This is a genomic window from Roseomonas sp. SRI_022 (assembly GCF_057586215.1).
The window spans coordinates 76724-91435 of sequence record NZ_JBYCZL010000015.1; the positions used below are offsets into that span (position 1 = coordinate 76724).

A 14712-nucleotide genomic window follows, 5' to 3' on the forward strand; every position below is an offset into this window, starting at 1 on the left:
CTCCCGTCAACGCGTGATCTCGGCGGACTTCATCGCAGTGCCATGCTCCAGCGCCTTCCACATTTCGACGTCGCGCTCGGCGGTCCAGATGCGCGGGCGATCCAGCCCCTTCGCCTCGTCAAAGGCGCGGCTGACGTTGAATGGCATGCAGTGCTCGAAGATTACCCACTGCCCGTATTTCGGGCGCATGGTCGCCATCGCCTCATCGTAGACCTGTTTCAGCGTCGCGCTCTGCGCCACACCTCTCTTGGCGATGGCGAAGAGGTCCGAGGTGAAGGAAGCAGTTCCTGCCAGCGCCTCCTCAACCTCGGTCCTGTTCATCAGACTACGGCCGCGGCCTGGGACCAGCTTCTCCGCACCCAGCGCACGCACGGCAGCGAGCGTTGCGGGCCAATCGGAAAAATGGGCATCGCCGCAATAGGGAGTGGCCCCGAACTCCACCGTGTCTCCGGCGAAGCAGACCTTCTCCTTCGGCAGCCACACGACGGTGTCACCGGCGGTGTGGCTGCGGCCGATGTGGATGATCTGCACTTCCCGTTCGCCCATCCACAACGTCATGCGCTTGTGGAAGACGATGTGCGGCCAGGTGAGGCCCGGAATGCCCTCCTTTCCGCGGAAAAGACGCGGAAATCGTCCGATCTCGCTGTCCATATCCTGCTGGCCGCGCTCCACGATCAGGTCCCGCGTGACGTCGGAGGCAACGATCTCCGCGTTCGGGTAGCCCGAGGCGCCGAGCACACGCACCGCATGGTAGTGGCTCAGCACGATGTGCGTGACAGGCTTGTCCGTCACCTCACGGATGCGCGCAATGACGTCCTGTGCCATGCGGGGCGTCGCCTGTGCGTCCACTACCAGCACGCCCTTGTCGCCAATCACGATGCCAGAGTTCGGGTCGCCCTCGGCCGTGTAGCCGAAAAGGCCGGGACCGAGTTCGTCGAAGGAGACCGTCTTCTCGGCAAGGTCCTTGGTGCTGGCAAAGCCTGACATGGGACGCTCCTCCTCCGGGTTGCCCAGGATTGGCCCAGGGCATTGGCCTTCTTATCGGCATTTTGTCCGCTTTCGGGAAAGGACAATGCTGACCTGCGCGCCCGACCTGGGGGAAAATGCGACCCGACAGGATTGGCCGAAGCCCGATCGATGGCTCTCGAGAAGCGAGCGGCAATGAACTGCCGCTTGACGTGCGAAGCACCGGATACCCCTCCTGAGCGTCGTGAGAGGGCGTGTCAGGCGCCTTCGGATTTCAGGACACCGCGGCGGACCTGATCGAGCTCGATGCTCTCGAACAGGGCGCGGAAGTTGCCCTCTCCGAAGCCCTGGTCGCCCTTGCGCTGGATGAGCTCGAAGAAGATCGGGCCGATCACCGTGTTGGTGAAGATCTGCAGGAGCCGCCCGCCGGAAGGCGAGCCATCCATCAGGATGCGGTTCTTCGCGAGCCGGGCCATGTCCTCGCCGGTGTCGGGAAGGCGTTTTGGCAGGAGCTCGTAGTAGGTCTCGGGCGTGTCGAGGAAGCGGACGCCGCCGTCGCGCAGCATTTCCACGCTGGCGTGGATGTCGTCCGTGCCCATGGCGATGTGCTGGATGCCTTCGCCCTTGTAGGCGCGCAGGTATTCCTCGATCTGCGACTTGTCGTCGCTGCTCTCGTTGATGGGAATGCGGATCTGCCCGCAGGGGCTGGTCATGGCCTTGGACTTGAGGCCCGTCAGCTTGCCCTCGATGTCGAAGTAGCGGATCTCGCGGAAGTTGAAGAGGCGCTCGTAGAAGCCGGACCAGGCATCCATGCGGCCGCGATGGACGTTGTGCGTGAGGTGATCGATCACGCTCAGGCCCGCGCCCTTCGGCTTTGGGTCGGCGCCGGGGATGGGGCGGAAATCCACGTTCCAGATGGAACCCTGCGGACCGTAGCGGTCCACCAGATAGATCAGCGAGCCGCCGATCCCCTCGATGGCAGGGATGTTCAGTTCCATTGGCCCGACGCGGCCATGGAAGGGACGCGCGCCGAGCGAGACGGCACGATCGAAGGCCGCCGCGGCATCGGCCACACGGAAGGCGATGGCGCAGCAGGAGGGACCATGGACGCGGGCGAAGCCCTGCGCGAAGGAGGTGGGCTCGGCGTTGAGCACGAAGTTCACCTCGCCCTGCCGCCAGAGCGTGACCTGTTTTGAACGATGTCGGGCGATCGGCGCGAAGCCGAGGTTCCGGAACACGCCTTCCAGATGCGCGATGTCAGGGCCGGTGAACTCGACGAACTCAAAGCCGTCGGTGCCCATCGGATTGGCTTCGCTGATCTGGCCGGCGATGGCGGTACGGTCGGGCGGGATGTCCATTGGGTTCGTCCTCAGTCGGAAAGGGGGACGGGAATGTCGGAGGGATCGGCAGCGCCGGGTGGGATGGGCTCGACGTCGCGGGCGGCATCGAGCATCGCCGGCAGGCCCTCCATCGCGCGGAAGAGCTCGGCGTAGTCGCGGATGACGAAGTAGGTCGGCTGCAGGTCATCGATGAAGTAGTCGCTGTGCAGCACGCGCTCCGGCGCAAAGCGGACCCGTCGGGGCTTGGGCGAGGTCGTCGCGTGCACAGTCTCCTTCGCCGAGGAGAGGATGCCAGCGCCGAAGGCGCGGATCGTGCTGTCCTCCTCGATCAGGCCGAACTCCACCAGATGCCAGTAGAGGCGCGAGAGCGGCCTCAGCGTCCCTTCCCGCGTCGCGATCTCTCCGAGCGCGCCGTAGGCGGCCATGAAGTCCGCGAAGACGGGGTTTGTCAGCAGGGGCACATGGCCGAGGAAGTCGTGGAAAACGTCGGGCTCCACGATGTAGTCGAGCTCTTCCGGGCGGCGGATCCAGGTGGTGACGGGGAAGCGCCGCGCGGCGAGATGGGCGAAGAAGGCATCGCCCGGGATCAGGCCGGGGACGGCGACGAGCGACCAGCCGGTCAGGCCCGTGAGCATCTGCGATGCCGTCCCGAATTCGGGAATGCCCTCGGCGCAATCGAGCCGCGCCAGTCCCTCTCGCCACGCTTTCGCCGCGTGGCGCGGGAAGAGACCTGCCTGGCGGGCGTAGAGCGTGCGCCAAGTGGCGTGGTCCTCCGGCAGGTAGGCCTCGTGACGCTGGGGTACGGTGAAATCTGCGGCGGCTGCGGCGTAATCACCGCGGAGGCCGGCAGGCAGTTCGGCCTGTTCCGCGACCATGGGAATGATTCTCCGATCCGGCACGCAGATTAGCGCGGCAGGGGGAGGGGATTTCGTGCCATCTGGGACGAAATCCTATTCAGTTTGAGGGAAATTCCCTAAGAATGCCCCTCCCGATGGCGAAAGACACTCTCCTCCTGGACGAGGCCGACCGCCGCATCCTGCGCGCCCTTCAGCGCGACGGGCGGATGCCGATCGTGACGCTGGCGGAGGAGGTGAACCTTTCCGCCACTCCCTGCCAGCGACGCGTCAAGCGGCTCGAGGATGCGGGCGTCATCGCCCGCTATGCCGCGGTGCTCGACCCGGCGCGCGTCGGCCTCCCGCTGCACGCCTTCGTGGTCGTCACCCTGGTCAGCCACGCCGAGGATGTCGTCGAGGGATTCCACGCCGCTCTTGCCCGCGTGCCCGAGGTGCTGGCCGCCTGGGCCACGAGCGGGGACAACGACTACCTCTTGCAGGTGGTCGCGAGCGACCTCGAAGCCTATGGCGAGTTCGCAACGCGGACGCTGCTGCGCCTGCCGGGCGTGAAGGACACCAAGAGCACCTTCGTATTGCGCACGGTGAAGGCGCCGGCGGGCCTGCCGGTGTGAAGTCCTCGGTACGCTCGTGATCGAAAACGATTGAAGGAATGCGCCTGGCCTACGCCGGCGGCTTGACCCCACGTCTCCGACCAACATTCGCAGGTGGCTCACGTCCTGGTGATTTGGCGTCTCGGTAACGCTCGCCGCACTACAGATGCGGGCAGGCCGATCAACCAAGGCGCGAGTCGCAATTTGGAACAGCCGGACACACGACAGGCGTCGCGACCACTCGGCCAACGGTTTGCGGCGGGCCGCCGGAGCCTCCTCTCCGGTCTGCCCCTGCTGTTGACCGCGGCCGCGGCTGGCGCCGAGCCGGCCGCTGAATGGCGGCTGTTCCGCAGCCGCTTCCTCGCCCCGGAAGGGCGCCTCGTGGACACCGGAAACCAGGGCGTCTCCCACAGCGAGGGCCAGGGCTGGGGCCTGATCTTCGCTGCCGCCTTCGACGACCGCCCGGCCTTCGACCTCATCCTGTCCTGGACGAGGCGTGTCCTGAAGCGGCGCAACGACCACCTTCATGCCTGGCGCTTCCAGCCCGGCGCGACGCCCGCCGTGGCGGACCCGAACAACGCCACGGATGGGGACCTCTACATCGCCCTTGGGCTGTTGATGGCGCATGCGCGCTGGCAGCATGCCGCCTACCGGGATCTCGCGATCGCGATCGGTCGCGACCTGCTTCGTCACACGCTGCGCCAGCGGGACGGCAAATCATTCCTGCTGCCGGGCGCTGCCGGATTCGAATCCGGCGCGGGCATGGTGCTCAACCCGTCCTACATCGTCCTGCCCGCGTATGCGGCACTCGGCCGTGCCATGCCGGGGGAACGCTGGGCGCGCCTTGCGCAGGATGGTGTCGATCTGTTGCGACGGGCGCGCTTCGGCGCCTGGGGGCTGAGTCCCGACTGGGTCCTGCTGCCATCATCGGCCGGCGCGCCGTTGGGGATGCCCGCGGCCTGGCCGCCGCGCTTCTCCTTCGACGCCGTGCGCGTGCCGCTGATGCTGGCCTGGGCAAGGGAGATCACGCATCCGGCGTTGCTCGGCGCGCAAGCCTTCTGGTCGGATCCGCGTTGGACTGCCCCGCCGGCCTGGGTCGATCTCGTCTCGGGAAACACCGCGGAGTTCGCGGCCTCGCCGGGCGTGCAGGCCATCGCAGCCTTCGCTGCCGCGCGAATCGCCAGGCGCGGTGCGGCGGTGACGTTACCGTCCGTCAACGCATCCGGTGACTACTATTCCGCATCACTCACCTTGTTGGTGCGGGTGGCCTGCGCCGCGACGGGAACGAGCGTCGCGTGAAGCGCGCAGGGGCGAAAATGGCGGTGTGCGCGCGGGGCGCAATCGCGCATGGGCGGAAGCGGCCGGGCTGGAACTGGGGGACTGGATGTGATGGAGCGTGACCCGGATATCGCCTCCCTGGCCGCGCGGCTGGGTATGCGCCGATGGACGTACAAGTCCTTCAATCGACCTCCGATATCGCCGATGCCGCCGCGGGTGACGGACGCCCCTGCGCCGCCGCTGCCGGCGGTCGAATCGCAGCCCACGCCACCGCTCGCAATTCCGGCCCCCCATGCCCCGGCGGTCAGCCTACCGTTGCCACCGGTCATCCCCGCTGCCGCCGTTCAATTCCCATTGCTGATGCAGGCCTTCGCCCGCTCGGCATCACCACAACCTCAGGCCGCGCCGGTTGCTGGTGCGCAGCCATTTCTGAATCTGCGCCGCGTGGTTGCGAATGCGTCCGGCGAAACGGAGAACTGACCAGTATGCCTCTGCTTTGCCTCACCTCTCCCAAGGGCGGCGTCGGCAAGACATCGCTCGCTGCAGCGCTTGCGCACGCGTTGCAGCGCGCTGGCCGTCAGGTGCTGGCAATCGACTGCGACCCGCAAAATGCCCTTCGGTTGCACCTTGGGCTGCCGATCGCGGATGGCGGCGGATACTTCATTCGCCTGCAGGACAAGCCCGACTGGCGCGCCTGCGTCAGGAACACACCGGCCGGGATCGCGCTGCTGCCCTATGGCGAGACCGATATGCGCGGCGCGCTCGCCACGGCCGCGCTGCTTGATCGCGACCCGGAAGCCCTGGCTGGTCCGCTGCGCGGCATGCTTGCGGATCCTGCGCTGATCGTGGTGGCGGATACGCCACCGGGCGCTTCGGCCGCGCTGTCCGTGCTGGCGTCGCAGGCCGCGCTTGTTCTCGCGGTGCTGCTGGCCGATGCGGCGAGTACTGCCCTCATCCCGGATATCGAGGGCGGGCGCTTCCTGGGACGCGGGACGCTCGGATCGCTGCTCGGGCCGAAGCTTCGGATCATGCTGAACCAGGTGGACCGCCAATCGCGCTTGTCGATCGCAGCGGCGGAAGGGGTCGCGACGCATCTCGGCCCGCGTCTCGCCGGCGCCGTCTGCCGGGATGAGGCTGTGGCGGAGGCGCTGGCCTGCCAGCAACCTGTCGGCATGCACGCGCCCACAAGCAGCGCGGCGGGCGACATCGCCAACCTTGCCGCGGCCGTGCTTCAGGACCTGCCGCCGCCTGTTGCTGCGGCGCCGGCACCATCGCCGGTGTCGTCGCCGCTGTTCCCCTGGGTGCGGTCATGAACCTGGCATCCAGGATCCTGCGCGCGGGGATCGCGCTCACCGGGCTGGTGCTCGCCCTTGTGGTGATCGTCACGCTGCTGGAGGCGGGCGACCAGGCACTGCTCGCGCTCGGCGGCATCGCGACCTTCCTGGTGCTGAACCGCTTCTCCGGACGACGCGTGACGGTCGTGCTGGCGATGCTCTCCTGCGTAGTCTCGCTCCGCTACCTGCATTGGCGCGTCGCCGACACGCTGGAACCGGACACCTTCTGGCAAGGCTTCTTCATGATCGGCCTTGTGCTGGCCGAGGCCTATGCCGTGCTGGCGCTGCTGCTCGGCTATTTCCAGACATTGTGGCCACTGGAACGCCGGCCCGCGCCAATGCCGGCCGACCCCGACACCTGGCCGACGGTGGATGTCTACATCCCGACCTATAACGAGGATCTCGAGGTGGTGCGCCCGACCGTCCTCGCTGCCTTGGCGATGGACTGGCCGCCGGAGAAACTCAAGGTCTGGATCCTCGATGACGGCCGTCGTTCCGCCTTTCGCGACTTCGCGGAGGAATGCGGCGCCGGCTACATGGTGCGTCCCGACAACAAGGGTGCGAAGGCGGGCAACCTCAACCACGCCATGGCGCATACCGATGGCGAGTACATCGCGATCTTCGACTGCGACCACGTGCCCACACGCGCCTTCCTGCAGATGACGCTGGGGTGGATGCTGCGCGACCCGAAGCTCGGCATGCTGCAGACGCCGCACCATTTCTACTCGCTCGACCCGTTCGAGCGGAACCTGTCCAACGGGCGCGACGTGCCGAACGAGGGCCTGATGTTCTACGGCCTGGTGCAGCCGGGCAATGATCTGTGGAACGCCACCTTCTTCTGCGGGTCCTGCGCCGTGCTGCGCCGTTCCGCCATCCTCGAGGCCGGCGGCGTGCCGACCGAGACGGTGACCGAGGATTGCCACGCATCCCTGCGCATGCAGCGGCTGGGGTGGAACACCGCCTATCTGCGCGTGCCACTGGCGGCGGGCCTCGCGACCGAACGGCTGATGATCCATATCGGTCAGCGAATGCGCTGGGCCCGCGGCATGCTGCAGATCATGCGGGTGGACAACCCGCTGCTCGGGCCCGGCCTCAGCCTGCCGCAGCGGCTTTGCTACTTCAGCGCGATGTTCCACTTCCTCTTCGCGCTGCCGCGCGTGGTGTTCCTCTCCTCACCGCTCGCGTTCCTGCTGCTCGGGCACAGCGTCATCGCGGCATCACCGCTCGCCATCGTGGCCTATGCCGGGCCGCACATCTTCCACGCCGTGGCGACGGGCAGCCGCGTCGCAGGCAGCGTCCGTCATTCCTTCTGGAGCGAGATCTACGAGACGGTGCTCGCGCTCTGGCTGCTGCCGGTGACGCTCGCGACGCTGCTGGACCCCAAGAAGGGCAAATTCAACGTGACTGAGAAAGGCGGCCTTCTGCCGGAAGGCTACTTCGACTGGCGCGCGGTATGGCCGAGCGCGGTGCTGGGCGCGCTGTTGATCGCCGGCGTCCTGGCCGGGGCCCATGGCGTCGCGACCAACCCCTGGGGCAGCCTTGAAGGCCAGGCCTTCCTGCTGAACGGCATCTGGGCGCTGCTCTGCCTCGTACCGACGCTCGCCTCGGTGGCGGCCGGGCGGGAACGGCGGCAGTTGCGGATGCGGGCACGCGTGGACGTCGCCCTGCCGGCAATCCTCGCGCTGTCGGATGGACGACGCATCGATGCCCGCACGCAGGACCTCTCCCTCGGCGGCGCCGGCCTGATCCTTGCGGAACGGCCCAACATCACGCCGGATTCCGCCGTAACGCTGGAACTGCCGATGGGGCACGAGACGCTGGCGATCCCGGCAACCTTCCTTCGTCTCGATGGCGGGGAGGCGCAGTTGCTGTTCCGCGCCGCGACGGTCGAGGAGGAGGCCACGATCGTGCGCGCCGTCTTCGGCCGCGCCGATGCGTGGATCGATTGGGACCGTCATCGCCGCGACCGCCCCCTGCGCTCGCTGCTGGAGGTGGTGGCGACGATGGGGTCTGTCTTCACCGGTCGTTCCCAGCTGTCCTTCGCCTGGTGGCGCGCGCGGCGGCAGCGGCGGGAGGAATTGCGACGCCCGGTCGCCCCGGTCGTTGCGGAGCGGCGCACGGAGGTGCTCGCACCGCGGAGCACGACGCCGACGCGCGGGGGGCTGGCGCTGCTCGCCCTGATGGTCCTTGCCGCACCGGCGATGGCGCAGCGGCCGGCGTCGCGATCCGCCCCGCCGGCGACGCCATCGCCAGTGGCTCCGGCACCCGAGGCGCCGCCGCCCTTCACTCTGCCGCCGCCATCAGTGCTGGGCCTCGACCCGAGCGTCGCCCCGGTGCCTGCCGCATCACCACCTCCGGCCGCTGCGCCGAGCCGCCGCATCGTGCGCACGCTGCGCCAGCTGGGCCTGCGCGGGCCGATGCAGTTGCGCGGCGTCTCCCCGTTGCAGGGCGTGCAGTTCGGCATCCGCAGCGACGAGGTCGTGACGGACGCCCGCCTCATCATCTCTGGCGCGGCATCGCCGGCGCTGGTCCCGGAACTCAGCCAACTCACCGTCACGCTGAACGACCAGTTGCTCGGCGTGGTGCAGCCCGATCCGGCGCGACCGGCGTTCGGGCCGGTGGAATACCCGATCAGCCCGGCCTTCTTCACTGAGATGAACCGGCTGAACTTCGCCTTCAGCGGCCGCTATCGCGCCGAATGCATCGATCCGCTGTCGGACCTGCTGTGGATGACGGTGGCCGAGAGTTCCTCGCTGCAGATGACGGTCGAAAGGCTGCCGCTGCCGCCGGATCTCGCACGCCTGCCCGAACCCTTCTTCGATCCACGGGAGCTGCGTGAAGCCCTGGTGCTGCCTTTCGTCCTGCCCGACGCGGCAGGCAACGAACTGCTGCGCGGCGCTGCCTTCGCTGCGTCCTGGTTCGCGCTGCAGGCGGAATACCGTGGCGCACGCTTCCCCGTGTCCTCGAGCCTGCCGGGCAGCGGCAATGCTGTCGTCGTCGCGACACTGCAGGATGTGCCGGAAGGGCTGACGCTGCCCGCGCTCACCGGGCCGACCGTGGCGCTGGTCGCCAATCCGCGTGACCCGGACGGCCTGATCCTGCTGCTCGCTGGGCGCAATGCGGCGGAAGCGGCGACTGCCGCCATGGCGATGTCGCTCGCGCCGCAATTGCTGTCCGGCACCAGCGCCACCGTCTCGATGCCGCGCCCGCCGCAGCGGCGACCCTATGAAGCGCCGCGCTGGCTGCCGACGGATCGTCCCGTCAGCCTCGGCGAACTCGTTGAGCGCAGCGAGTTGCAGGTCACCGGCTATGCGCCCGGCCCGATCACCGTGCCGCTGCGCACCGCACCCGACCTCGCGACGTGGCGCCAGCACGGCTTTCCGCTGGACCTGCGTTTCCGCGCCCCGCCAGGTCCCATCCTGGATGTGGAGGTCTCGCGACTGGACGTGTCGGTCAGCGGCACCTTTCTGCGCGCGCTGCCGCTGCGCCATCAGGAGAGCTGGCCTTGGACCTGGCTGCTGCGGCAGGTTGGCATCGGGCAGCTGCCGCGCGAAACCACGACGCGCGTGCCGCCCTGGCTCGTCTCGGGCCGCAACGAGCTACAGCTGCGCTTTGACATGCGGCCGATGCATCGTGGCGACTGCGTTGCCGTCCCGGCCGATGTGCAGGCGGTCGTGGAACCCGGCAGCACCATCGACCTGTCGCGAGCGCACCGCTTCGCGATGCTGCCGAACCTTGCCTACTTCGCCAGCGCGGGCTTCCCGTTCACGCGGCTCGCCGACCTGTCGGAGACGGCGGTGGTGCTGCCGGACCGCCCGTCACCGGTCGAGGTCAGCGCGTTCCTGGGCGTCGTCGGCGGCTTGGCGAACATCGTCGGCGTGCCGGCGACCGGGCTCGCGGTCGTGCGGCCGGGACAAGTGCAGCAGGTGGCGGATCGCGATCTGATCGTGATCGGCACGCTCCAGCGCCAACCGGCCCTGGCGACGCTGCTGCGTGACGTGCCGCTGCGCATCGATGAGGCCGGGCGGCTGTCCATGTCGCTGCCCGACCAGATGGAGGGGTTCGCGCGCCTGATCTGGGACGGCCCGCCACCCGAGGAGCGCATCCGTGCCGCGGCGCTTCTGGCGGCACCGGCCGAGGGGCTGGGTTTTGTCGCCGGTGCGCAGTCGCCGCTGCGCGCCGGCCGGTCGGTGGTGGCCATCGCCGCGCCGACACCGGCGGCCGTGGAGGCCATGGCCGAGGCGGTGCGCGACCCCGCTCGCATCCCGCGCGTGCAGGGCGATCTGGTACTGATGACGGCCGATGGCATCGAGTCGTTCCGCACGGCCTCGTCGTACGGCGTCGGCTCCCTGCCGTTCTGGATGTGGCCAAACCACTATCTGGGGGCGCAACCATGGGCGCTGCTGCTGATGATGATCGGCGCGAGCCTGCTGATCGGCATCCCCGTGCTGGTGACGTTGCGACGGCGCGCGGTGCGGCGGTTGCGGGGGCGTGGCGCATGAACCGGCCGCGACCCTTCCACGGGCTGCGTGCCGCCCTGCTCGGCGCGGCCGCGGCCGCGGCGCTCTTCGGCCCGGCGCTGGCGCAGACGACGGGCGCGCTTGGCGTGCTGCTGCAACAGGCCCGGCACTGGCAGGAACAGAACCGCCCGGACCTTGCCCTGCGATCCTTCGAACGCGTCCTGGCGGCTGACCCGCGCAACCCAGAGGCCCTGGCCGGCGCGGCTGAATCACAGGCCGCCCTGGGCGATCGGCAGGCCGCCGAGGCGCTGCTTGCGCGTCTGCGCGCCGTTGCACCGGGCGCCCCGGCGATCGCCGGGACGCAGGATGCACTGCGCGGTGTCACCGTGAATCGCGATGCGATCGACGAAGCGCGCCGCCTGTCCCGCGACGGGCGCGTGCCCGAGGCGCTGACACGCTATCGCGATGCCTTCGGTGCCGGCACGCCGCCCGATATCTACGCCGTGGAATACTGGTTGACGCTGGCCGGCACCGAAGGCGGATGGGAGGAAGCGCGGCGACAGCTCGCTGCCCTGGCCGCGCGCAGGCCGCAGGACGGGCGCGCGCGCGTCGCGGCGGCGCAGGTGCTCACGTGGCGGGAACCGACACGGGCGCAGGGTATCGCCCAGCTTGCGGAACTCGCGCGCGACCCGGCGACCTCGGCCCAAGCGGTGCAGGCCTGGCGGCAGGCGCTGCTATGGCTTGGCACTGGGCCGGCCGCGGAGGCGCCGTTGCAGGCCTTCCTCGCGATGCGGCCAGGCGATGCGGCAATCGAACGGCGCCTTGCGGAGGTGCGCGACCCGACGCGGCGCGCTGCCGAGGCTGGCGCAGGACCACGCCAGGAAGGCTTTGAGCAGCTCGACGCGAACCGCCTGCGAGACGCGGCGCGATCCTTCGAAGCGGCGCTCGCCCGCAACCCGGACGACGCGGACGCGCTGGGCGGTCTCGGCGTGGTGCGGCTGCGCGAAGGGCGCGCGGCCGAGGCGCGCGGCCTGCTTGAACGCGCCATCGCAGCCGACCCGGCGCGCGCGGCGAATTGGCGGCCGGCACTGGACGGCGCGGCCTATAGCGTCGAGCTCGCCGAGGGCCGCGCGCAATTGCGACGCGGCGAGATCGACGCTGCGGAGGCGACGTTGCGGCGTGCCGTTGCGCGCAATGCCGCCGACCGCACGGATGCGGAGGTGCTGCTCGGGGACATCGCGCTGCGGCGCAACGATGCGGCGGGCGCCGAGCAGCGCTTCCGCACCGCCTTGGCGCGCCGGCCGAATTTCCAACCGGCGATGGAAGGGCTGGAACGATCCCTGCGCCAGCAGGGACGCACGGCAGAGGCGGAAGACCTGGCGCGCCGCCTGCGCGTGCCGGCGCCGGCCACTGCCGGGGGCGGAAGCGGCGGCGCCGGGTCGCGCCTGCGGGCGGAAGCGGCCCGCGCGCCGGATGCGGCCACGGCGACGGCGCTGCTGCGTGGTGCATTGGGTGAGGCACCGAACGATCCATGGATCCGGCTTGACCTTGCGCGTGCACTGGCCCGGCAGGGTGAGGGTGCGGAAGCGCGCGCCATCATCGAGGCCCCGCTGAGCGAAGCACGTGCCGGATCGGATGCGCTGTTCGCTGCGGCTCTGTTCGCGGAGGAGCAGGGGCGTCTCGCCGATGCGGCGGCGCTGATCGCGCGTGTGCCGTCGGGGCGACGCTCGCCCGACATGGCGCGGCTCGCGCAGCGCACCCGCGTCGCGTCGGAGGTCGAGGAGGCCGCCGCCATCGGCGGTTTCGAAGGGCGACAGCGGCTGCTGGCCATCGCTGCCCGGCAGGATGCATCCGGGGCGGCGGCGGCGTCGGTGGTGCGCGCCTTCGGGCGGCTCGGCGACACGCGCGGGGCCGAGGAGGCGGCGCGCGTCGCCGTGGCGGTGAACCGCTCGCCCTCGGCCGCCGCGCGGCTGGCCATCGGCGGCGCCTTGCTGGAAGCGGGGCTGGAGCAGCAGGCCACGGCGATGGTGCGCGGCGTGGTGACCGATCCCGGCTTGTCCACCGAGAACCGGCGTCAGGCGGATGCGCTGCTCGCCGGCATCGCGGTGCGTGCCTCGGACCGTGCGAACGAAGCCGGTGACCAGGCGGCGGGCTTCGACCGGCTGAGGCCGGTGCTGAGCCGCACCCCGGATGATCCGGCGGCCAACCTCGCTTTGGCGCGGCTGTACCAGGGCGCGCGGCGGCCGGAGGATGCGCAGCGTATCGCGGAGGCGGTGCTGGCCCGCGATCCGCGCAACCTCAATGCGCGCGCCGGTGCGGTGGATGCGGCGATCGCCGCGCGCGACTGGCGGCAGGCGCAGGCGCTGGTGGATGAGGGTCGGGCGCTGGCGCCGAACGAGGCCCGCGTCTCCCTGATGCAGGCGCGGCTGTCACGGGCGCAGGGCGATGGCAGGGGCGCGCTGCGCGCCGCGCAGCTGGCGGAGGAACAGCGCCGTTCGCAGTTGGGCGAGGCCGTCCCGATGGCCTTCATCCCCGGCGAGATGGTGGACTCCAACCCCTTCCGCAGCGCGGGGATGACAGTGGGCGCACCCATTGCGCGCGACCCGCTTTCGGCCGACATCGCGCGTGAACTGGAAGCGGCACGGGAGGCGACGGCAACGCGTTTCGTTGCGTCGCCCTATGTCCGCGGGCGGTCCGGCACGGCAGGGCTCGATCGGCTGAGCGAGGTCGCGATGCCGATCGAGGCCTCGGTCGGGGTGCCGGGCATCGGCGGCCGGCTCGCGGCGACGGTGATGCCGGTCTCCATCAGTTCGGGGTCGCTGCCGGCCGATTTGGTCTCGCTGCAATCCTTCGGGGCAAATCCGATCGCCTATCCGGGCGGCATGCTGGCGCCGCGCGGTGATACTGCGGGCGGCGTCGGGCTCAACCTCGCCTATCAGCGCGACTGGTTCCGCGCCGATATCGGCAGCACGCCCATCGGCTTCCGGCAGACCAATGTCGTCGGCGGGCTGGAGGTCTCACCCGGCCTTGGCGGCGGTTGGCGCGTGCGCGTGGCGGGGGAGCGGCGGGCGGTCACGGACAGCCTGCTGTCCTGGGCCGGGCAGCGCGACAGCCTGACCGGCGAGGTCTGGGGCGGGGTTGTCCGCACCGGTGGCCGTGCGCAGGTCGAATACGCGCAGGGCAATGGCAGCCTCTATGCCGGCGGTGGCTATGCCGTGTTCCAGGGCAGCGGCGTCGAGGACAATTCGCGCATCGAGGCCGGCGCCGGCGGGTCCTATGCCGTGGTGCGCCGGCCGGATGAATCGATCAACGTCGGGCTCGACCTGGTCTACTTCGCCTATGACAAGAACCTGCGGTTCTTCACGCTGGGGCAGGGCGGCTACTTCAGTCCGCAGAGCTACACGGCGCTGAACGTCCCGGTGGATTGGCGGGCGCGTTCGGGGGATTGGTCGTGGCGGCTCGGCGGGTCACTGGGCTATGCGGTGTGGTCGGAGGACCAGTCCCCGGTCTTCCCGAGCGATCCTGGGCTGCAGGCGCAGCTTGTCGCACGCGCGGCGCAGAACCCTCTCATCATCGCGGTGAATCCGTCGCAGAGCGAGAGCGGCGTGATCGGCAGCCTGCGCGGCGACCTCGAATACGCGTTGTCGCGTGACCTCGTCCTGGGCGCACTCATTCGCTACGACCGCGCGGCCAATTGGAACGAGGGTCGGGCCGGGGTGTATGTACGGTATCGGCTGCCGGAATAGCGCGGTGGTCGCGTATCCTGGCGCGATGCGGCCGGCGATTGCGCCCGTCGGGGCCGGCATCGCCGTGCACGCCGTCCCCGTCCTCCGCCCAGGAATTCGCGCCTGGCACGTGCACGGGCAGGGAGGGCGAGGGGGGGCGGTTGG

Annotated in this window: 9 protein-coding genes; 6 read left to right on the forward strand and 3 right to left on the reverse strand. The window is 69.8% G+C overall.

The window, feature by feature from the left end; all coding sequences use genetic code 11:
- Nucleotides 1–6 precede the first annotated feature (6 nt).
- From AC2YHJ_RS16300 to phhA, 3 genes are all read right to left on the reverse strand, one after another.
- Nucleotides 7–987, reverse strand: coding sequence for an MBL fold metallo-hydrolase (locus AC2YHJ_RS16300; protein WP_487397132.1), 981 nt, complete (start codon nucleotides 985–987; stop codon nucleotides 7–9).
- A 236-nt stretch (nucleotides 988–1223) separates the two neighbouring features.
- The gene (gene hppD, locus AC2YHJ_RS16305) at nucleotides 1224–2324 is read right to left on the reverse strand and encodes a 4-hydroxyphenylpyruvate dioxygenase (RefSeq protein ID WP_487397133.1); all 1101 of its coding nucleotides are present in this window, start codon (nucleotides 2322–2324) and stop codon (nucleotides 1224–1226) included.
- An 11-nt stretch (nucleotides 2325–2335) separates the two neighbouring features.
- Complete coding sequence (gene phhA / locus AC2YHJ_RS16310; protein WP_487397134.1) at nucleotides 2336–3181, reverse strand: phenylalanine 4-monooxygenase; 846 nt, start codon at nucleotides 3179–3181, stop codon at nucleotides 2336–2338.
- A 116-nt stretch (nucleotides 3182–3297) separates the two neighbouring features.
- On the opposite strand from phhA, the gene AC2YHJ_RS16315 reads away from it, so the two are divergent.
- The 6 genes from AC2YHJ_RS16315 (at nucleotide 3298) to AC2YHJ_RS16340 (ending at nucleotide 14568) form a co-directional block, all read left to right on the forward strand.
- Nucleotides 3298–3771, forward strand: a complete 474-nt coding sequence (locus AC2YHJ_RS16315; RefSeq protein ID WP_487397135.1) for an Lrp/AsnC family transcriptional regulator — start codon at nucleotides 3298–3300, stop codon at nucleotides 3769–3771.
- Nucleotides 3772–4047: 276 nt separating this feature from the next.
- Nucleotides 4048–5049: a family 8 glycosyl hydrolase gene (locus tag AC2YHJ_RS16320; RefSeq protein WP_487397136.1), complete on the forward strand. Its 1002-nt coding sequence runs from the start codon at nucleotides 4048–4050 to the stop codon at nucleotides 5047–5049.
- Between the two features lie 90 nt (nucleotides 5050–5139).
- Nucleotides 5140–5508, forward strand: a complete 369-nt coding sequence (locus AC2YHJ_RS16325; protein ID WP_487397137.1) for a hypothetical protein — start codon at nucleotides 5140–5142, stop codon at nucleotides 5506–5508.
- A 5-nt stretch (nucleotides 5509–5513) separates the two neighbouring features.
- Complete coding sequence (bcsQ, locus tag AC2YHJ_RS16330) at nucleotides 5514–6341, forward strand: cellulose biosynthesis protein BcsQ (RefSeq protein ID WP_487397138.1); 828 nt, start codon at nucleotides 5514–5516, stop codon at nucleotides 6339–6341.
- Nucleotides 6338–10864, forward strand: a complete 4527-nt coding sequence (bcsA, locus tag AC2YHJ_RS16335; protein ID WP_487397139.1) for a UDP-forming cellulose synthase catalytic subunit — start codon at nucleotides 6338–6340, stop codon at nucleotides 10862–10864. Before bcsQ ends, bcsA begins: the two co-directional genes overlap by 4 nt.
- On the forward strand, nucleotides 10861–14568 hold the full coding sequence (locus tag AC2YHJ_RS16340) for a cellulose biosynthesis protein BcsC (RefSeq protein WP_487397140.1): 3708 nt from the start codon (nucleotides 10861–10863) through the stop codon (nucleotides 14566–14568). Before bcsA ends, AC2YHJ_RS16340 begins: the two co-directional genes overlap by 4 nt.
- Nucleotides 14569–14712 lie beyond the last annotated feature (144 nt).

Excerpts from the sequence above, each read along its gene's own strand:
- phhA (WP_487397134.1), bottom strand. The coding sequence starts at position 3,181 with ATGGTCGCGGAACAGGCCGAACTGCCTGCCGGCCTCCGCGGTGATTAC.
- AC2YHJ_RS16325 (WP_487397137.1), top strand. The coding sequence starts at position 5,140 with ATGGAGCGTGACCCGGATATCGCCTCCCTGGCCGCGCGGCTGGGTATG.
- AC2YHJ_RS16315 (WP_487397135.1), top strand. The coding sequence starts at position 3,298 with ATGGCGAAAGACACTCTCCTCCTGGACGAGGCCGACCGCCGCATCCTG.
- hppD (WP_487397133.1), bottom strand. The coding sequence starts at position 2,324 with ATGGACATCCCGCCCGACCGTACCGCCATCGCCGGCCAGATCAGCGAA.
- AC2YHJ_RS16340 (WP_487397140.1), top strand. The coding sequence starts at position 10,861 with ATGAACCGGCCGCGACCCTTCCACGGGCTGCGTGCCGCCCTGCTCGGC.
- bcsQ (WP_487397138.1), top strand. The coding sequence starts at position 5,514 with ATGCCTCTGCTTTGCCTCACCTCTCCCAAGGGCGGCGTCGGCAAGACA.
- AC2YHJ_RS16300 (WP_487397132.1), bottom strand. The coding sequence starts at position 987 with ATGTCAGGCTTTGCCAGCACCAAGGACCTTGCCGAGAAGACGGTCTCC.
- bcsA (WP_487397139.1), top strand. The coding sequence starts at position 6,338 with ATGAACCTGGCATCCAGGATCCTGCGCGCGGGGATCGCGCTCACCGGG.